Consider the following 18,296-nt stretch of genomic DNA (forward strand, 5'->3'; position numbering starts at 1 on the left):
CGGTATGAGGCCCGGCGGTCAGCTGGTGGTGGAGGGGCCCGTGTCGGCGACGGTGAAGTGGGGGAGCGTCCCGCTGAGCTCCAGGAGTCTGTGCACCGGTGGCGGCAGCGGGCCGAGCAGGATGAACTCGCGCCCCGCCCGCTGATGTCTGCGGCGGGCGTCCAGCAGCGTGTTCAGCAGCATGCTGTCGGCGAACGTCACCCGGCTGAGGTCCACCGCCGTCACCGAGAGGCCCGCCTCGTCGGCCGCCTGCCAGACCGCCTCGAACTCCTCGGCGTCGGCGCAGTCCGTCTCGCCGTGCACCGTCACCCAGAAGACGTCCCCGTGGAGGGACACCCGGACCCTGCCCTGTGGAACCGCTCGCACCGCCCTGTTCTCCTTTTCGCACGCCGGCCTCAACCCCTTCCCGTTCCCGGCCGTCCGCCGTGAAAGCGGAAAGGGGCCCTACCGTCGGAGGGCCCCTTTCCGGAATTCCGCCGCCCCGGAATCGTGCGTCCGGGACGTGGATCGATCACGGATCCTGGAATGTCGAACAGTGCGCGAGCCGTCAGTTCTTAAAAGCGTCCTTCGCCTTCTCCTTGGCCGCCCGCGCGTCGCCCTTCGTCTGGTCCCGCTTCCCCTCGGCCTCCAGGCGCTCGTTGCCGACCGCCCTGCCCAGGGCCTCCTTGGCCTTGCCCTTGGCCTGCTCGGTCGTGGCCTTGGCCTTCTCGCCGGCACTCATGGAACACGCCTCCTCAAAGGTTGCCAGCCGCTGTCGCGGTAAGGGACGCGTGCCCCCGTGACCGCCGCACAAACAACCCCCGATGTGGTGAAGATAATTCGAATGGCAGGGCAATGGGAGTGCGTGAGGTCGAAATGAGCGGGCCTTTGAGGACGTGAGGACGGGCGCCCGGTCCCCGCTCACCTCGCCGTCAGGAGCGGCGGCAGCCTGTCCCGTACGAAGCCCGTCCGCTCCTCCCAGGCGTGGGCCAGGTCCATGAGCGAGAAGTCGTCGTGGTTGCGGGCGATCACCTGGAGCCCGATCGGCAGCCCGGCTCCGTTGAAGCCCGCCGGGACGGCCAGGGTCGGGGCGCCGAGCAGGGTGCCGAGCGTCGCGACCTCCATCCAGCGGTGGTACGAGGACATCTCCACCCCGTCGATCTCGGCCGGCCAGTGGTCGGCCGCGTCGAAGGGCATCACCTGCGCGGTGGGCAGGACCGCGTACTCGTACTCCCGGAACAGCTCGCGGAACGCCCGGTACAGGTCGCTGCGCCGCAGCGAGGCCGTGTAGACGTCGATGCCGCTGACGGGCCCGTTCCCGTCGGTCCCGGTCGCCAGGCCGTCGTACTCGTACAGCGCCTCGGGCTTGAGCAGGTCTCGGGCCCCCACGTCGATCACGCCCTTCACGGCCATGCCGCACTGCCAGTGGCGCAGGGTCAGCCAGGTCGGCCAGAGGTCCTCGGTCCCCCGGAACATGCCGTGGGCGGGCAGGCCGTCGACCTCGGTCACGGTCATGCCGAGGTGCGCGAAGTGGTCCAGGGCGGCGCGGGTGACGTCGAGGACGTCCTTCTCCATGGGCAGGTAGCCGCCCAGGTCCCCCAGCCAGGCCACCCTCGCGCCGCGGTGGCGCTCGGCGAAGTCGGTGAGCGGGGCCGGGTCCCCGGTCAGGGAGAGCGGCGCCCGCTCGTCGTGGCCGGACATCGTGCGCAGCAGGAGGGCCAGGTCGAGCGCCGTACGGGCGACGGGCCCCTCCACGCCGCCCTGGTCGACGAACACGTCCCCGGCGGGCGAGGGAACGCGGCCGAAGGAGGGGCGCAGGCCGAACACGTTGTTCCAGCCGGGCGGGTTGCGCAGCGAGCCCATGAAGTCGCTGCCGTCGGCGACCGGGACCATCCGCAGGGCGACCGCGACGGCGGCACCTCCGCTGCTGCCCCCGGCGGTCCTCGCGGGGTCGTAGGCGTTGCCCGTGGTGCCGTGGACGTTGTTGTACGTGTGCGAACCCAGGCCCAGCTCCGGGGTGTTGGTCTTGCCGATGAAGACGGCGCCCGCGGCGCGCAGCCGCGCGACGAACAGGGAGTCGGCCGTGGCGGGCCCGGCGGTGGCGGCGGGGAAGAGCCCGTAGGTGGTGGGTAGGCCCTCGACGTCGGACAGGTCCTTCACCGCGTGCGGGAACCCGTGCATCCAGCCCTGGTGGACGCCCTGTTCCAGGAGGCGGTCCTTCTCCCGCGCCTCGTCGAGGAGTTCGGCGCGGGGGCGCACCGAGACGAGGGCGTTGACCAGGGGGTTGAGCCGGTCGATGTGGTCGAGGTACGCGGTCATGACCTCCACGCAGGACACGACCCGGCGGCGGACGGCGACGGAGAGCTCGGCCGCGTCCCAGTAGGGGATGCGGGAGAGGTCGTCGGGACGGCTGACCTCGGGCCAGGGTATGGCGGACACGGCGCCTCCGGGGGCGGGACGTGAGCAGGATGCGGGCGGGCCTGATCGGCTCGCACATGCTCTCGCCCTTCGCGACGCGGGGAGGCGCGAACGGGCAGATTGGTCCGGGCACGTACGGATTCCGTGGTCCGGTCCGCTGCCGACATGCGGAATCCCGGCGTCCCGCCGGAGGTCCTCAGCGCCGCTCGTGCCGCCGCTGGGCCCCCTTGCCCCTGTTCCTGCCGGGCGACGGGTAGTCCGGGTCGTCCTGGGCGGTGGGGAGGTCGCCGTGCCCCTCGGACCAGTGGTTGCACCAGGAGCAGAGGGTGCAGGCGTACCGGCCGTTGACACCGAGCACTTCCGCGCCGCACTGCGGGCAGTCGGTCCGGGTGATCTCCGACTCGGCCGCCGACGACCGCGTGGCGGGCTCGGGTCCGGAGGGGGAGTGGCTGGTCATGGGGCGAGGCTACCCACCGCTCGGGCTCCGGGGCGAGACCCGGAGCGGCGGCCGCCGTGTCCTCGGGGCCACCCGGCACGTCCCGCCCGCCCCTGCCCGGTCGGGGCGCTCGGCGCGGGTATCGCCGCCGGACGGCAGTGTGACGTACGCCACTCGAATCGACCGCGTGTGAGGCGCGAGTTCGGGGGTACCAGGACTGCACATGAGTCCGGCGGCCTCCACGGCACTCCCCCCCAGCCGGGGTGGCCGCCAGTCTGAAGAGAACCCGCGGCCCGTTGTCGGCAGTGCCTCCCACCCCCCCTGGAGGCGCACCGGCGGCGGGCCGCGGGTGCGTTCCGCCGCCGGTGCTGTCCGCCGCCGGTGCGTCCCGGCTGGCTCAGGCCGCCAGTGTCGCGTCGCCGTGCGGGGTGTCGGCCGGCGTCTCGCGGCACTGTTCCAGCAGGGCGTCGGCCGAGGCCAGGGCCTGGGGTGCGGTGCGGGTGTTCGTGAGTACGCACAGGGTGTACGTGACGTCCTCCAGGGCGCGCGTGGTCGCCTCGGTGGGGTGGGCGTCGTGGGCGAAGCGCGCTTCGGCGAAGTGCGCCAGCGCCGTACGCAGTTCACTCTCTGTCGGCACGACCATGGCCATGTCCTCGTCCTCCCGGACCTCGGCGCAGCCCCCGCGCGCACACCCGCCCGGGTCGGGCGGGGGACACGGACCGGGTGCGGCCTGCGAAAGCTGCGATCAGTTCCCGCATGCCCCGTCGGCACTGCTTCACGCGCCCAAGGGGCGCTGTTTGCAAGGGGGTTCACTCGAATGAGTCAGCACCTGACTGACCTGTGTACCAGCGGAAACGTTTGGCATACGGTCGTGGGCCCACGCGTGGGAGCGATCGGCGAAGTCGGGGAGGGGGACCCCCTGGCCCAAGGAGACGGGATCAGTGAACGAGTGGGAGACAGAGGCCTGGCGCGAGCGTGCCGCCTGCCGTACCGCGGATCCGGAGGAGCTGTTCGTCCAGGGCGCGGCCCAGAACCGGGCGAAGAGCGTGTGCAACGGGTGCCGGGTGCGCACCGAGTGCCTGGCGTACGCCCTGGACAACGGCGAGGAGTACGGGATCTGGGGTGGCATGACCGAACGGGAGCGGCGCGCCCTGCTGCGCCGGCGCCCCGGCATAAAGTCCTGGCGCCGCCTGCTCGACACCGCGCGCGAGCAGCAGCGCGCGCCGGGCGGGGAGGGCGAGCCGCGGGGATGGCGCACGGCGGGATGACGTGGTGCGCCGGCGGAGTCGTGGTGTGCCAGTGGGGTCAGGGCAGGGGCAGCGGGAAGTCGGCGGACACCCGCTTGCCCGGGCCCGGGTCCCGTACGGCCGTGCGCAGCTCCGAGCAGAGCAGCGCGACCAGGGCCAGGCCGTGCCCGCCGACCCGGTTGGTGCCGGTCGGCTGCGGGCGCAGGGGGGCGGGGGACGTGTCGCTGACGGTGATGCGCAGCACGCCGCCCCCGACCGGGACCTCCAGTTCGAGCCCGCCGGGGCCCGGGGCGTGCCGGAAGGCGTTGGTGACCAGTTCGCTCACCACCAGCTGGGCGTCCTGGCAGGTGCGGCCGTCCGGCGCGTGGCCCGCCCGGGCGAGGACCGCGCGCACGGCGCCGCGGGCCGCGGCGACCGGCGGCGGCTCGGCGCCCCACGCCATGCTGTGGCGCAAGGGGGAGACCGGGCCGGCTTCGGTCGCCGGGCGGTCCGGGTGCGGGATGGCCATGGGGCTTTCCTGTGGGGCGGGACAGGGGGCGCGAGGAGGACCGGCGCGCGCCCTGCGCGTGCATGTCGGCATCCTCGCACTCGTGCTCGGTCGCGTGCCAGCCGGTTCCCGCATCACGCGGGGTGCGGGCCGTGACCCGTGGCACTCCAGATCGGCGCCCGACCCGGTGGCCTTCCGTGCCGATGTATCCGATTTGGAGCTTATGCGCTGTTAGCCAGGGCCCCCGCACGGCTGGGACACTGGTGACGTCCGATCTTGTCCGTTCGTCGTTGAGTGAGGTGAGGGCCCCGCGTAGTGGGTCTGGAACGAATGGCGTCTCCCCGGGAGAGTGCCGCAGCCGCCGTGTCGGCGGCGCCGACCGTAGCCAACACCGCCCCCTGTCCGCTCGTGGTCCTCGACGCGCGCGGGCGCGTCGTGGAGCTGAACGACGCGGCCAGGCGGCTGCTGCCCGCCGCGCGCGAGGGCGCGCCGCTGCCGGAGCCGGGATGGCTGACGGGCGCCGCGGACGCGGGCCTGCCCGAGGCCTCCGGCCCGGTCGGTGCGCGTTCCTTCGCGGCGCACAGCTCCCCCCTGCCCGAGGGGCGGGTGGCCTGGTGGCTGGTGGAGGACACGGCGCTGCGCTCCGTACGCGAGGAGCTCGCCGAGGCCGAGGCGCACACGCGGTTCCTGTCCGAGGCGTCGACCGCCCTCTTCGCCTCGCTCAACCTCCAGCGCTGCATGGAGGTGTCCGCGACGCTGGCCGCCGGACACCTGGCCGACGCGGCCGTCGTGATCGCGCCGTCCTCGGGCAACAAGCTGCCCGTGGTGGTCTGCGACGCCGAGGGCGTGCTGTCCCGGTCCACGGTCGCCGTCGACGCCACCCGCCAGGTGCCCGGGCTGCCCGAGGCGCTCCAGGGCTTCCCGCCGGTCCCGGCCCGCTGGATCGACCCGGCCACCACCCCGTCGTGGCTGGTGCCGCCCGGGTTCGGGACCGTGGGGTCCGTGGCGATCGCCCCGCTGCCCGGGCACGGCGTCCCCGCGGGCGCGCTCGTGCTGCTGCGCAAGGAGGGCAAGAGCACCTTCGACGCGCCGGAGGAGGCCTTCGCCGGCCTCTTCGCCGCACGCGCGGGCGCCGCGCTGTCGGCGGCCCGGCTGTACGTGGAACAGCAGTCGATCACCGACGTCCTGATGCGCGAACTGCTGCCCCCCGAGCTGTCCCGGGTGGCCGGCGTGGAGTTCGCGGGCGGCTACCGGCCCAGCCGCGACGAGGAGCGGGTCGGCGGCGACTTCTACGACGTGCACCCCGGTACGGAGGAGGGCGCGGCGACGCTCGCGGTCCTCGGCGACGTGTGCGGCAAGGGCCTGGAGGCCGCCGTGCTGACCGGCAAGATCCGCAACACCCTGCACGCCCTGGTGCCCATGGCGGAGGACCACCCCCGGATGCTGGGGCTGCTCAACACCGCGCTGGTCAACAGCCACCACACCCGGTTCGCGACCATGGTGCTGGCCTCGGCCCGCCGCGAGGGGCCCGTTGTCCACCTGGAGCTCACCTCGGCGGGGCACCCCGCGCCCCTGATCGTCCGTACCGACGGCACCGTGGAGGCGGCCGACACCCAGGGCACCCTGATCGGCGTCCTGCCCACGGTCACCCACCGCACGACCCTCACCAGCCTGGCGCCCGGCGAGACCTGCCTGCTCTACACCGACGGCCTCACCGAGGCGGTGGGCGGCCCGCTGGGCGAGACGATGTTCGGCGAGGAGCGCCTCAAGCGCACCCTGGCCGGCTGCGCGGGCATGCCCGCCGAGGCCGTCGTCGAGCACGTGCAGATGGTCGTCTCCGACTGGATCGGCCGGGAGCGCCACGACGACATGGCCGTCCTCGCCGTCACCGCGCCGCGCACGGCGCCCCGGGACAGCACCGGGGACGCCGCGGTGAACGGCGGTGCCCGGGGAAGGCGCACCGCATGACCGCTCCGTCACCCACACCACCAGGACAACGCGACCCGGGCGCCCGCGCCGGCGCCGTACCGGCCGGCTCCGCCCGGGTCCGCCAGTGGGCGGACAAGCTCTGGGTCGCGGTGCGCGACATGGACGAGTACTCCGCCCGCGACGTCATCGCCAACGCCCTGGACGCCGGCCTGGACGCCGAGACCGTGCTGCTCGACATGATCGCCGCCGTCCAGCAGAAGGTCGGCGTCGAATGGGCGGCCGACCGGATGAGCGTGGCCGACGAGCACGCGGCCACCGCGATCAGCGACCGCGTCATCGCCGCGCTGCCGCCGGTGCGCCCCGCCGAGGGCCGGGGCAGGATCACGGTGTCCTGCGTCGACCAGGAGTGGCACGCGCTGCCCGCCCGCCTCCTGGCCGAGACCCTGCGGCTGCGCGGCTGGCAGGTCGACTACCTCGGCGCCCAGGTCCCCACCCGCCACCTGATCACCCACGTCCACCGCACCAACCCGCTGGCCGTGTGCCTGTCCGGATCGCTGCCGACCCGGCTCCCGGCCGCCCACGAGGCGATCACCGCCTGCCAGGCGACCGGCGTCCCCGTCATGGCGGGCGGCGCGGCCTTCGGCGCCGACGGACGGCTGGCCCGCCGCCTCGGCGCGGACGCCTGGGCACCGGACGCCCGGGCGGCGGCGGACCGGCTCGCCACGCCCCTCCCGCAGCCGCCGCCCCCGCACCAGCTCAGCGACGACCTGCCGCACCTGATCGACCAGGAGTACACCCTGGTCTCCCGCACCGCGCGGCGCCTGGTCCGGGACACGTACGCGGGACTGCTCGACGCCTATCCCGCGATGGCCGACTACGAGGAGCATCAGAAGGAGCGCACCGCCGAGGACCTGTCCCACATCGTCGACTTCCTCACGGCCGCCCTCTACGTCGACGACAGCGCGGTCTTCACCAGCTTCCTCCAGTGGACCGCCGAGATCCTGGTCGCGCGCGGCGTGCCCGCCCAGTCCCTGCTGCCCGCCCTGAACCTGCTGAAGAAGCAGCTGCGCGACTTCCCGCGCGCCACCTCCCTGGTCGAGGCCGGGCACACGGCGCTCGCCCCCACCCCTCTTCCCTGACCCCTCATCCGTCCAAAGGGCCTCCAGTGACCATCGACCCCTCCCGCACAGAGAACGGCTTGCACGTCGGCACGGCGCACTCCCGCCAGGCGGTCCTGCTCACCCTGCACGGGGACCTGGACCACGACTCCGGGGAGCACCTGCTCGCCGTCGCCGACCGCGCCCTGAGCGAGCGCGAGGGGACCGCGACGGTGCTGCGGCTGGACTGCCGGGAGCTGGGCGCGGTGGACTCGATGGGGCTCAGCGCCCTGCTCCACGTCCACCGGCGCGCCGCGCAGGACGGCCTGTTCCTCCAGCTGGAGGGGATCCCGGAGCGGCTGGAGCGGCTGCTGCGCCTGACCGGGACGTACGAGCACTTCACCGGGTACGCGACCCTGGGCGAGGAGATCGCCCCCGAGCAGTGAGCGGCCCGCCGTTGCCGTCTGGGTCCTAGAGCGGCGTGCCGGGGGCGCGGGGGCCGGGCTGCGTGCCGTAGTGCTCGGCGATCAGCCGGTGGTAGTCGGGACTGTCCAGGTGCTCCGCCGCGTCGAACTCCGGCGCGGTCCCGATCTCGTCCCTGGTACGGCCGACGTGGACGACCCGCTCCCCGGGGTCGGCGGAGAGCACCGTCCCGGCGGGCAGCAGGACCTCCTTGCCGAGGAGCCAGGTGCCCGTGTCGACCACGAGGTACTGGGAGCCGGCCTCCTCGGAGTGCCGGCCGACCGTGCCGATGGGGCCGTCGACCGCCTCGACCGGCCAGCCGGTGATGTCGCCGTCCGCCACGGGGTCGGCGGTGGGCGGGTAGGTCCAGATGTCCTCGGTCACGGGGTGACGCCTCCTGCTGTCGTGGCGGAAGTCCGGCGCGGTGCGCACCGCCGTGGGACGGCGACGCCAGCCGGATAACCCCGGAAGGAGCAGGTAAACCCCGCCGCGGCGGACGAGGGGCCGGATCGAGCCGCGGCCCGCCACCGTGCCCGGGTGGTTCCGGCGCAGTGCGGAGTGCGCGGTGCGGAGTACGGAACGGCACGACGGGTAGCCGCACAGCACGCCGGCCTCCGCGGAATCAGCAAGGGGAAACCCGATGCCTCCAAGGGTCCGCGGAGGCCGGCCCTGACGGCCGGGGCGCCCGTACGGACGGACGGCGATCCGACGCCGGGGCGTGCGGTGGGCGGCGAGGCCGTCCTATGCGGCCCGGGAGTGGTCGGCGGCCTGCGCCCGCAGCAGGAGCGCGTTCACCCGCCAGGCGCTGACGGTGCCGTCCGTGGCGACGGTGTCGATGAACCGGGTGACCTCGTCGGTGAGCCGGCGCGCCGCGGTCGCGGTGTCCAGGGCGCGGGCGGTGGCGAAGGGCCGCAGCACGGCGGGTGCGGCGACCTGGCGCGCCTCCGGGTCGGCCAGGGGCTCGTTGGGCTCGTCGTCGAGCCAGGAGCGCAGCTGGGGCAACTCCACTTCCAGGTCGGCGGTGTTGAGGATCCGCTCGATCGTCTTCGCGTCGTTCTCGATGCGCGACAGGACCGCCTCGTCGAGGTGGGTGAGGTCGATGCGGTGGTGGGTCTTGAGGTAGAAGAGGGCGGTCTGCTGTTCGTACGACTCACCCGCGTCGTCCACCGCGGGGCCGAACATGCCGAAGACGTCCTCTCCTGTGGTCCGGGGGTCCGCGAAGTGGCGGGCGTAGAGGGCGGCGATGTCGGACAGGCCGTTCGGGATCATCCTGGTGCTCTCCTCGTAGTGCCTGGGCACGGGCACGGGACGACCGGGGCCGCCCCGTCCCGTACGGGGTCTGCCCGCCTGCTACCCACGTGTGGGGGGCTCACGCGGACGAGGTCCCTCCGATTCGACCGAGTCCCGCAGCGTGCGCGAAACGGCTTATCTCCCTGCAAACGGCCGCACCGTAGAAAGGTGTGCAACGGGTGATTCACACCGAAACACCCCACACCAGAGGAGTGCAGTCATGAGCATGCGTACGCGTACCGGAGTCGCCGCCGTCGCCCTGACCGGAGCGGCCGCCGTGGCCCTCGCGTGCCTCGGGGCCGGGGTGGCCAACGCCTCCTCCGGCGGCGAACGCCCGGACGCCAGGCCGCACCGTGCGGAGGCGTCGAAGGGCGGCGACGTGAAGATGCCCGACTCGATATCCGTCCGCAAGACCGCGGACGGCGGCGTGGAGATCATGAAGGGCGTCGCCGGGAGCGGCGGCGGAGAGTTCAAGCGCGCCACGCCGAACGGCTGACGTCGTGCGGGTGCGGCGGGCGGGAGTGTCCCGTCCGCCGCACCCGGCAAGCGATGTGACGTTACGTCAGCTGTCGCGCTTGCACCCGCAGCCGAACACCGCCGTCAGCGTGTGGTCGCCCTCCTCCATCAGCAGCGAGGTCTCGCCCCTGGCCTTCTCGTCGTCGCCGCCGTACGACTTGCCGTCGAGCAGCCAGTCCACGAAGACGTACCCCGGCTCCGGGGTGGCCGACGCGAAGACGGTGTCGCCGTCCGCGTACGGACCGGACTCGGACAGGGACACCGAGCCCTTGCCGCCCCGCGTACCCACGGTGAGCTGGTGCGTGCGGCGCTCGAACTGGGCGGTGAGGTTCATGTTGTCCTCGGTGACGTCCACCGCGATGGTGTCGTCCTCACCCGCGTAGGAGTCGTCCAGCTGCCAGCCGGTGAAGCGCCAGCCCGGCTTCGCCTCGGCCTCGTACAGCAGGTCCGCGCCCTCCAGCTCCGCACCGCGCTTGGCGGCGGGCTTCTTCTTGACGGTGCCCCCGCCCTTGGACTTGGTGGTGACCGTCGACGTCGGCGTGGTGCCCTTGCGGAAGACCGCCACCAGCGCCTGGTCGCCGTTGACCGGCACCCGTACGCCCGCCGAAGTCCCGCTCACCTTCTTGCCGTTGAGCATCCAGTGCGAGAAGACGAACCCCTTGCGCGCGGTCGCCGAGTACACGGTCGTCGACCCCGCCGGGTACGGGCCGGGCTGCGACGCCTCCGCGACGCCCGAGCCCTTGGGGGACACCGTGGCCGTCACCGCGCACAGCGACGCGGTCTGCAGCGGCGGCCGGTAGGAGGCCACGCCCTGCGAGGTCTTGCCGAACACGTCCGCCGTGTCGGCCTCGTTGCGCATGCCGAGCGGGACACCGGTCGCCTCGCCCCGGTAGCTCATGCGCGGGTTCTCGAACTGGTTGATCCGGTTGCACGAGCCCTTGGTGGCCTTGCGGCACCCCGACTCGTACGCCATGATCGTCGACCAGTCCCCGTCCTTGGGGAAGTAGCCGTTGGCGCCGTACGGCGGCGGCTGTACGGGCTGGGTGACCCGGTCGTGCGAGGCGCCCAGGTTGTGGCCGATCTCGTGGCCCATCGAGTAGTGGCCGATCGAGCTCTGGGCCACCACGTTGAAGCCGTAGTTGACCGTGCTCGGCCCGGGGTTCTCCGGCGCGTAGCCGAGGCCGCCCGCGTCCCGGCCGCCCGCGACGACCGAGACCAGGTCCGCGCCGTACTGGTCGCGCAGCTGGTGCAGGTTGTCCGCCAGGCCGTCGCGGGGGTCCGCGATCGACCGCAGCAGCGCCTGGTCCACCTTGTCCCGGGCCGCCGGCACGCTCACCGGCGTCGTGCGCACGAGCCGCAGCCGCACCCGCGTGCCGCTGCCGGCGAACGCCGCGTTGGCCAGCGTGATGCCGCGCGTCACCTGGGCGCGCATCTGGGCGTCGCCGCCCGCCTCCTTGACCGCCTTGGGCGTGTAGCCCACCAGGACGTCGACCAGGGAGATGTTCTGGCCGCCCTTGCAGACGACCTTGGGCGCGCGGGGCGCGCCCGCGGCCGGGCGGACCCGCGCGGGCGCCGCCGGGGGCGGGGCCAGCTCGGACTCGTCCTCCTCGGCCATCGGCGTGAGCTCGCTGATGGTCACGTTCCCGGGCGAGCTGGGCTCCACGGCGTAGACGTCGCCGCCGAGCATGAACTGCGCGCTCAGCAGCTCGTTGCCGGGCTTGGCGTCGCAGCCCCCGTCCAGCGTGACGATCACGTCCTGCCCGACGGCCCCGTCCACGGCGCCGCTCCAGACCAGGCGGCCGTCGACCGTGGAGCGTCCTTCCTCCACGACCCGCACCGTCACGTCGTCGAACAGCGGGAAGACGACCTCGCGGCTGGCGGACCGGCCGCAGATGGGGGCGAGCGCGCCGGGCACGACCCGCGCCTCGCGGGAGCGCACCACCTCCACGCCCGTCTCCTCGCTGGTGTCGGTGGCCGGGGTGCCCCGGCTGTCGACCGGTGGTGTGACGACGCCGGTGACCGGTGCCGTCCTCGATCCGTCGTCCGCGGTGGCGGGCGCGATCAGGGTGGTCGCCCCGAGCACCATCGACCCCAGCACGACAGAACTCGTCCATTTGAAGCGCGCCATGCCGCCTCCGTGTGATGACCCGTCAGAACGCCGATATGACTTCCTCGGACGCGGCCTTCATTCACCGAAACGGATGGCAGATCACTCCGAATGCCCAAGGAACGACCGTACGGCCCACTGCGCTGGTCCGGCGAGGCGCGGCCGTACGGGGCCCGTACGGAGCTCGTACGGCGCCCGCCTCACGCATCGTCAGGACCCGCCCCACGGACCGTCGGAACCCGGCCCCGCGCACCGTCAGGACCCCAGGCGGCGGACCGCGATCACCCCGCTGAGCTGGGCCAGCTCGATCGTGAGCGTCCCGGGCTCGGCGTCGCCCAGCGCGGTCAGGACCACGTCCACGGGCACCTCCCCGTCCCCCAGCGCGGCGGCCTTGCGGTCGCCGGGCTCCACGCTCAGCTCGCGGATCTCGAAGCCGGTCCGCGCGCAGGTGTCGACGATCTCCTGGAGCACCCCGGGCCGCCGCACGTGGGTCAGCCGGTAGCGCGAGGGCGCGGTGCCCCGCGCGGTCAGGCGGTGGACCAGGGGGTGCACCACGTACGAGACGAGGAAGTACGCCACCGTGGTCAGCACCGCGAGCACCGGCAGCCCCGCGGCCGCCGCCGCGCCGATCGCGGCGGTCAGCCAGATCGTGGCGGCCGTGGTGAGCCCCTGGACCGAGCCGCGCTGGACGAAGATGACGCCCGCGCCGATGAAACCGAGCCCGGAGACGATCTGCGCGGCCATCCGGGACGGGTCGACGCTGATGGTGCCCGCCCGCAGTATGTCGTCGAAGCCGTACTTGCTGACCAGCATGAACAGCGCCGAGCCCACGCCGACGACGGTGTACGTGCGCAGCCCGGCGGCCTTCTGCCGCAGCTGGCGCTCCACTCCGATGGCCCCCGAGAGCAGCAGGGCGAGGGCGAGCTCGCCCAGCTGGATCCAGGTCTGCCCGGCCGGTTCCATCGGCACGTCCTTTCGCCGCGTTCGTCCACCCCCTCCGCGCGCCGAGGGTAGTCCCCCCGGCGTCAGCGCAGCGTGTAGCCCCCGTCCGGGTAGAGCGTCGAGCCGGTGGTGTAGCCGTTGGTGAACAGGAACAGCACGGCGTGCGCCACCTCGTCCTCGCCGCCCACCCGGTGCAGCAGCGTGTCGCGCCGGTACTGCGCGAACGCCGCCTCGCGCGCCGCGGCCGGGCGCCGCGCCCACAGGTCGCCGTCGATCGTGCCCGGCGAGACCACGTTGACCCGCACCGGGGCCAGCTCGACCGCGAGGCCGCGCCCCAGGCCCTCGATCGCCGCGTTGCAGGCCGCGTACGCGGGAGCGGGCCCGGGCGGCCTGGCACCAGCCGCCCCCGCCATCAGGACCACGGACCCGTCCGGCGACAGCGCGGGCGCCGCGTGCCGCACCGCGTGGTACTGGCCCCAGAACTTGGACGCGAACGGGCTCTCGGCCTCCCGCGGGCCCAACTCCCTGAGCGGGCCCACCTGGTAGTCGGCGGCGGAGGTGAACAGGTGGTCCACGCGGTCGAGTCCGTCGAAGAAGGCGGCCAGGGACGCGTCGTCGGTCACGTCGACGGTCCGCCAGGTGGCGGCGGCGCCCAACTCCCGTGCGGCGGAGGCCAGTCGCTCCTCGGTGCGGCCACCGAGGACGACCCGGGCACCGGCGGCGACGGCCTGGTGCGCCACGCGCAGGCCGATCCCGGAGCCGCCGCCGATCAGGACGACGGTACGGTCCGCGAGCCGGTCGCGGTCGTGGGTCTGCGGTCGGGTCTCGGGCGCGTCGGGCGTGGCGGACACGGAGCTGACTCCTCGGCGTACGGCGAACAGGGCTGGTGGACGCGGCACCGCGTCCACCAGTCATGATCACTTACGGTCGCGCCCGAGACCATTGCCGCAGTGTTGCCAACACCTTTCGGTTTCCCGGAGGTTGGCCGGCAGCCGTGGCCGCCGTCGTGGTCACGGCCGTCGTCGTACGGGAGTCAGCGTCCCCGGCGCGCGCGGGCCGCCTTGCGGGCCTCCGCGAGCTTGCGCGCCTCGTCGCTCTTGCGGGCCGAGCGGCCGCCGGAGGGCTTCGCCGCGCCCTTGGTGCTGCCCAGGCCGCGGAAGGGGGCGTTGGTGTTCCTGGCCTTGCCGTCCCCGGCCTCGGCGTCGAGCGGCGTCCCCGGGGGCTTGCGCGCGCCGGTGAGCCTGCGCAGCTCCGGGTCGCCCGGGCGGACCTTGGTGACCGTCGGCTTGATGCCCGCCTCGTCCGTGAGGGCGCCGAAGTCCCGCCGCTGGCCGGACAGGACGAGCGTGACGACCCGGCCCGACCCGCCGGCCCGCGCGGTACGGCCGGCCCGGTGCAGGTAGTCCTTGGGGTCCGTGGGCGCGTCCACGTTGAGCACCAGGTCGAGGTCGTCGACGTGCAGGCCGCGGGCCGCCACGTTGGTCGCCACCAGCGCGGTGACCCGGCCCTCCTTGAAGTCGTCGAGGGTCCGGGTGCGCTGCGGCTGGGACTTGCCGCTGTGCAGCGCGGCGGCGTGGACGCCCTGCGAGCGCAGCTGCTCGGTGAGCCGGTCGACGGCGTTCTTGGTGTCGAGGAAGAGCAGCACCCGCCCGTCGCGGGCGGCGATCTCCGTGGCCACCGGGTGGCGGTCGGGGCCGTGCACGACCAGCACGTGGTGCTCCATCGTCGTCACGACGGCGGCCGACGGGTCCACCGAGTGGACCACCGGGTCCTTGAGGTAGCCCTCCACGATCCGGTCGACGTCGCCGTCCAGGGTCGCGGAGAACAGCATGTGCTGCCCGTCGGGCGCCACCTGGTCCAGTGCCTGAGTGACCTGCGGGAGGAACCCCATGTCACACATCTGGTCGGCCTCGTCCAGGACCGTGATCCGCACCCGGTCCAGGCGGCAGGCCCTCCGGTCGACCAGGTCGCGCAGCCGCCCGGGGGTGGCGACGGCCACCTCGACGCCGTCGCGCAGCGCGGCCACCTGGGGGCCCGCGGGCAGGCCGCCGACGAGCGCGGCCAGGCGCAGCCCGACCGCCTCGGCGTACGGGCGCAGGGCGTCGGCCACCTGCTCGGCCAGCTCACGGGTCGGGACGAGCACCAGCGCGAGCGGCTGCTTGGCCGCGGCGCGCCGCCCCGCCGTGCGGGCGAGCAGCGGCAGCCCGAAGGCGAGCGTCTTGCCGGAGCCGGTGCGCCCCCGGCCGAGCACGTCGCGCCCGGCGAGGGCGCTGGGCAGGGTGGCCGCCTGGATCGGGAAGGGCTTGCGCACGCCCTGCTCGGCGAGGGTGCGCAGCAGGGCGGCGGGCAGGGCGGTGTCGGCGAAGGAGGACGCGGGGGCGGTCGCCGCCGGTGCCTGGGCTTCGGCCCCGTCCCCGGTCTCGGGCGAACTGCCGCGCGGGTCGGTGTCGTTCATGCGGAGCCTCCACGAGAGGGACGTACCGAGGAAGGCCCGGCAGGTTGGGTGCGGCGCGGGCGCTCGGTGCCTCGGGGGTCCGTCCGGGGCGCCCGCGGGCAGGAAGGCCCAAGGGTAACACTTAGTAACGGTGCGAACCGGGCCGGCCTCGACCGCCGCACGGCATGGGGGAGAACGTTTCCGCAGATCAAGGCGGGGAAAGCGCTGTCACCGCAACGGCGCACACCCCCGTGACCTCGCCGCGCCCGACCCGTTCACGCCCACGTGAAGAAGACTCTCCTCGCGGCCCTCGCCGCCGCTGCCGTGGTCCTGACCGGCGCCCCCTCCGGCACCGCGGCCTCCGCCCCCGTCCACACCGTCACCGTCATCAAGGGCCACGGAATCGAAGCCTGCCCCGGCGGTTCCTTCTGCCTGTACCGGCACGAGGACTACAACGGCGAAACGGACGCCGACATCGTGGTCGTCCACACCAGCGAGGCGGGCTCACAGGAAATCGACCTTGAGGGCACGCCCGCCTACGACTTCGGACGGTCCGCCGTGCTGACCGACCGGGACTTCGCCAACGTCAAGCTCTCGCCCAACAGTTGCGCCGACTTCGGCCAGCCCACGAAGGACTGGTCGTACGTCAGCTTCTTCCACGGAGGGGGCATCGGGGACAAGTGGCGCCGGCCCAGCCTGGACAACAGGGAGGGCCTCAGCCACAAGGCGAGCTGGTGGGAGTGGAAGAACGGCGCCCAGGTGCCCTGGAGCAGGTACGACCGCGTCGACCTGAACAACCGGGCCGGCTGCCTCCTCTACGACGTGCCGCTGCCGGGAACCGTCGTCCGCTGACCCACCCGCCCCGGAAAAACCACTGCCGCCGCGCGCCCGCCGTCAGTAGCGTGCCGCCATGGACGCGAACACATGGACCGGCGTGCGCGAGCGCGTGCTCCGTCTCGCCGCGCACCCGCGCGCGGGTGACGTCTTCGGCGCACGCGGACACGGCTTCGCGCTCGGTCCCGCCATGGAGCACGGTCAGGTCCGCTCGCTCGAAGCGGAGCTGGGGCAGGAACTCCCCGTCGAGTACCGGGAGTTCCTGCTCCGGGTCGGCGCCGGGGGAGCCGGGCCCGACTACGGCCTGATGACGCCGGTCCCCGCTGAGGACGGCTGGCAGTGGCGCGGCGTCGGCCTCGGCTTCTCGGGGCAGCCCACCACCGCCCGGTTTGCCGGGCGGCCCTTCGTGGCGGAAGCGCTCCAGAAGCAGCTCGACGTGCTGGACGGACAGGAGCCGAAGCCCGACGCGTTCGACGACGACGCGTCCTTCCTCCAGGCGCACACCGCCTGGGACGACCGGTACGAGGAGCTGTACGACGCCCAGGAGGCCGGGGCGGTCTTCCTCAGCGAGCAGGGGTGCGGCTACTCCTCGCTGCTGGTGATGACCGGCCCGCACAAGGGGTCCGTGTGGGAGGACCTGCGCCCGATGGACCGGGGGATCGCGCCGACCGGCACGGACTTCGGCGCCTGGTACCTGGCCTGGCTCGAGCGGGCCGAGCGCCAGCTCGCGGAGGTGCCGGCGGCGGAGTGAGCCGGATGGCTCAGCCCTGGTTCTCGTGCGGCTCCACCGGCAGCAGCGCCAGCGCCGCGACCACCGCCCGGTGGTCCGTCCCCGGCACGGTCCGCTCGCTCACCGAGGCCGTGGCGAGCCCGGGGCCGTGGAGCACGTGGTCGAGCTGCACCAGGGGCGGCAGCGGCCCCTTCCCGGCGGGCCAGGTGCGAGCCCAGGCCCGGCCCAGGTCGGCGTGCGCGTCGGCCAGGCGGCCGGTGGAGAGCAGGTCGCGCATCGGGGCGTGGTCGAGCGAGGCGTTGAAGTCGCCCAGGAACACCGTGTCGGGGCCGCTGCTCCGGGCGGTGGAGGCGAGCGCGGCCATGTCCCGCGTCCAGCGCCCCGCGTCGCCCAGCGGGTAGTAGGTGTGCACGGCCACCAGCCGGACGCTCCGGCCGCCCACGGCCACCCGCGCGGTGGTCTGCGGCCAGGCGGTGTCCGCCCGCAGCGGGCCGCCCCCGGTCAGCGGGAGGCGTGAGTAGAGCGAGGAGTCGTTCTCCGGGTGGAGCTCGTGGTGGGGGAGTACCGCGTCGAGCCCGGCCGCCTTCAGGGCGGCGATCCCCGGGGCCGTGAGTTCCTGCAGGGCCAGGACGTCGACGCGCTCGTCCCGTACGAGTCGTACGACGGCCGCTGCCTCGGCGGCGCCGACGTGGGTGTTGAGTGTCGCGACCCGCAGCACGGGCGCGTCGGCGGGGGCGTCCGGGCCGTCCGGTACGAAGCGGGGCGCGAGCGGCACGGCGTAACCGGCGGTGATCAGTACGGCGGCGGCGACCAGGAGCCGTGAACCCCGCAGGGCGCGTACGCACAGGACGGCGACGAGCACGAGCGCGCTGAGCACGCTCGCGTACGGGAAGAGGACCATCGGGACCGCGAGTACGGTGCCCGCGTCGAGCCCGGCGGCCCGGGCCGCGAGCAGGAGCACCAGGAGTGCCAGGAGCGCCCCGCAGGACCGGAACGCCGCTCGGGCGGGGGCGCGGCGGGTGCGCCGGGTGCGTCTGACGGTGGTGGCTGCCATGCGGGTGGTTTCCTCTCGCCGGAGCGCGGGACGGTGATCGTTCCGGCCTTCGGGAGAGGACGCGGAGGGCCCGTTTCCGGTTCCCGTACCGGTCTGACAGGCCATCAGGACCGTTCGGGGTGCCGGATGTACGGCGAATGGATGGCATTTCTCGCTTTTGTTCCCACCTCAGCCCTCAAGCTCTTGGGATTTTCATCAAGTCGGCCAAGGTGATGTGCGGTACGTCCCCCTTCCTACGAGATGGTGCGAGATGAGTCGCAGTTACAGATGGTGGCTGGCGCCCTGTGCTTCGGCGGCGCTGACGGTGTGCCTGCCGGTGACGTCCTGGGCCGCG

20 protein-coding genes are annotated in these 18,296 nt (G+C 73.6%); 7 read left to right on the forward strand and 13 right to left on the reverse strand.

Annotated features, from left to right (window positions below):
* Window positions 1-18: 18 nt before the first annotated feature.
* The 5 genes from ABT160_RS32755 to ABT160_RS32775 form a co-directional block, all read right to left on the reverse strand.
* Window positions 19-366 (reverse strand): STAS domain-containing protein, encoded by a 348-nt coding sequence (locus ABT160_RS32755; RefSeq protein WP_351651569.1) that lies wholly within the window; start codon window positions 364-366, stop codon window positions 19-21.
* A 181-nt stretch (window positions 367-547) separates the two neighbouring features.
* Window positions 548-721: a CsbD family protein gene (locus tag ABT160_RS32760; protein WP_351651570.1), complete on the reverse strand. Its 174-nt coding sequence runs from the start codon at window positions 719-721 to the stop codon at window positions 548-550.
* Window positions 722-900: 179 nt separating this feature from the next.
* The gene (locus tag ABT160_RS32765; RefSeq protein WP_351651571.1) at window positions 901-2,418 is read right to left on the reverse strand and encodes an amidase; all 1,518 of its coding nucleotides are present in this window, start codon (window positions 2,416-2,418) and stop codon (window positions 901-903) included.
* 175 nt (window positions 2,419-2,593) lie between these two features.
* Window positions 2,594-2,854, reverse strand: coding sequence for a hypothetical protein (locus tag ABT160_RS32770; RefSeq protein WP_351651572.1), 261 nt, complete (start codon window positions 2,852-2,854; stop codon window positions 2,594-2,596).
* 376 nt (window positions 2,855-3,230) lie between these two features.
* Entirely contained in the window at window positions 3,231-3,482 is a 252-nt protein-coding gene (locus ABT160_RS32775; RefSeq protein ID WP_502984342.1) for a DUF5133 domain-containing protein, read from the reverse strand.
* Between the two features lie 292 nt (window positions 3,483-3,774).
* Here ABT160_RS32775 and ABT160_RS32780 point away from each other — a divergent pair, with 292 nt between their 5' ends.
* Entirely contained in the window at window positions 3,775-4,101 is a 327-nt protein-coding gene (locus tag ABT160_RS32780; RefSeq protein ID WP_351651573.1) for a WhiB family transcriptional regulator, read from the forward strand.
* Window positions 4,102-4,138: 37 nt separating this feature from the next.
* On the opposite strand, the gene ABT160_RS32785 is transcribed toward ABT160_RS32780, so the two are convergent.
* Complete coding sequence (locus ABT160_RS32785) at window positions 4,139-4,588, reverse strand: ATP-binding protein (RefSeq protein WP_351651574.1); 450 nt, start codon at window positions 4,586-4,588, stop codon at window positions 4,139-4,141.
* Window positions 4,589-4,897: 309 nt separating this feature from the next.
* Here ABT160_RS32785 and ABT160_RS32790 point away from each other — a divergent pair, with 309 nt between their 5' ends.
* Genes ABT160_RS32790 through ABT160_RS32800 form a run of 3 tightly spaced genes read left to right on the forward strand, consistent with a single transcriptional unit; the run spans window position 4,898 to window position 8,039 of the window.
* The gene (locus ABT160_RS32790) at window positions 4,898-6,535 is read left to right on the forward strand and encodes a SpoIIE family protein phosphatase (protein ID WP_351651575.1); all 1,638 of its coding nucleotides are present in this window, start codon (window positions 4,898-4,900) and stop codon (window positions 6,533-6,535) included.
* On the forward strand, window positions 6,532-7,635 hold the full coding sequence (locus ABT160_RS32795) for a cobalamin B12-binding domain-containing protein (RefSeq protein WP_351651576.1): 1,104 nt from the start codon (window positions 6,532-6,534) through the stop codon (window positions 7,633-7,635). Before ABT160_RS32790 ends, ABT160_RS32795 begins: the two co-directional genes overlap by 4 nt.
* A 26-nt stretch (window positions 7,636-7,661) precedes the next feature.
* Window positions 7,662-8,039, forward strand: a complete 378-nt coding sequence (locus ABT160_RS32800) for an STAS domain-containing protein (RefSeq protein ID WP_351651577.1) — start codon at window positions 7,662-7,664, stop codon at window positions 8,037-8,039.
* A gap of 25 nt (window positions 8,040-8,064) precedes the next feature.
* Here the strand turns inward: ABT160_RS32800 and ABT160_RS32805 are convergent, their stop codons facing one another.
* Complete coding sequence (locus ABT160_RS32805) at window positions 8,065-8,439, reverse strand: PRC-barrel domain containing protein (RefSeq protein WP_351651578.1); 375 nt, start codon at window positions 8,437-8,439, stop codon at window positions 8,065-8,067.
* 357 nt (window positions 8,440-8,796) lie between these two features.
* Window positions 8,797-9,324, reverse strand: coding sequence for a hypothetical protein (locus tag ABT160_RS32810; RefSeq protein ID WP_351651579.1), 528 nt, complete (start codon window positions 9,322-9,324; stop codon window positions 8,797-8,799).
* Window positions 9,325-9,565: 241 nt separating this feature from the next.
* Between ABT160_RS32810 and ABT160_RS32815 the strand changes: the two genes are divergently transcribed.
* Window positions 9,566-9,841 carry a hypothetical protein gene (locus tag ABT160_RS32815; RefSeq protein ID WP_351651580.1) on the forward strand — a complete coding sequence of 92 codons (276 nt, stop codon included), beginning with the start codon at window positions 9,566-9,568 and terminating at the stop codon, window positions 9,839-9,841.
* Window positions 9,842-9,907: 66 nt separating this feature from the next.
* Here ABT160_RS32815 and ABT160_RS32820 read toward each other — a convergent pair whose 3' ends face one another.
* The 4 genes from ABT160_RS32820 to ABT160_RS32835 form a co-directional block, all read right to left on the reverse strand.
* A complete protein-coding gene (locus ABT160_RS32820; RefSeq protein ID WP_351651581.1) occupies window positions 9,908-11,989 on the reverse strand; it encodes an InlB B-repeat-containing protein in 2,082 nt (693 codons plus the stop codon).
* 234 nt (window positions 11,990-12,223) lie between these two features.
* Window positions 12,224-12,931, reverse strand: a complete 708-nt coding sequence (locus tag ABT160_RS32825) for an MgtC/SapB family protein (protein WP_351651582.1) — start codon at window positions 12,929-12,931, stop codon at window positions 12,224-12,226.
* A 62-nt stretch (window positions 12,932-12,993) separates the two neighbouring features.
* Window positions 12,994-13,761, reverse strand: coding sequence for an SDR family oxidoreductase (locus ABT160_RS32830; protein ID WP_351651583.1), 768 nt, complete (start codon window positions 13,759-13,761; stop codon window positions 12,994-12,996).
* Window positions 13,762-13,943: 182 nt separating this feature from the next.
* A complete protein-coding gene (locus ABT160_RS32835) occupies window positions 13,944-15,365 on the reverse strand; it encodes a DEAD/DEAH box helicase (protein WP_351651584.1) in 1,422 nt (473 codons plus the stop codon).
* Window positions 15,366-15,629: 264 nt separating this feature from the next.
* On the opposite strand from ABT160_RS32835, the gene ABT160_RS32840 reads away from it, so the two are divergent.
* On the forward strand, window positions 15,630-16,196 hold the full coding sequence (locus ABT160_RS32840) for a hypothetical protein (RefSeq protein ID WP_351651585.1): 567 nt from the start codon (window positions 15,630-15,632) through the stop codon (window positions 16,194-16,196).
* 58 nt (window positions 16,197-16,254) lie between these two features.
* Window positions 16,255-16,929 (forward strand): SMI1/KNR4 family protein, encoded by a 675-nt coding sequence (locus ABT160_RS32845; protein ID WP_351651586.1) that lies wholly within the window; start codon window positions 16,255-16,257, stop codon window positions 16,927-16,929.
* 10 nt (window positions 16,930-16,939) lie between these two features.
* On the opposite strand, the gene ABT160_RS32850 is transcribed toward ABT160_RS32845, so the two are convergent.
* On the reverse strand, window positions 16,940-17,962 hold the full coding sequence (locus tag ABT160_RS32850) for an endonuclease/exonuclease/phosphatase family protein (RefSeq protein ID WP_351651587.1): 1,023 nt from the start codon (window positions 17,960-17,962) through the stop codon (window positions 16,940-16,942).
* Window positions 17,963-18,296 lie beyond the last annotated feature (334 nt).

The sequence above is a fragment of the Streptomyces sp. NPDC001941 genome (assembly GCF_040296945.1).
Taxonomy (GTDB): Bacteria; Actinomycetota; Actinomycetes; order Streptomycetales; family Streptomycetaceae; genus Streptomyces.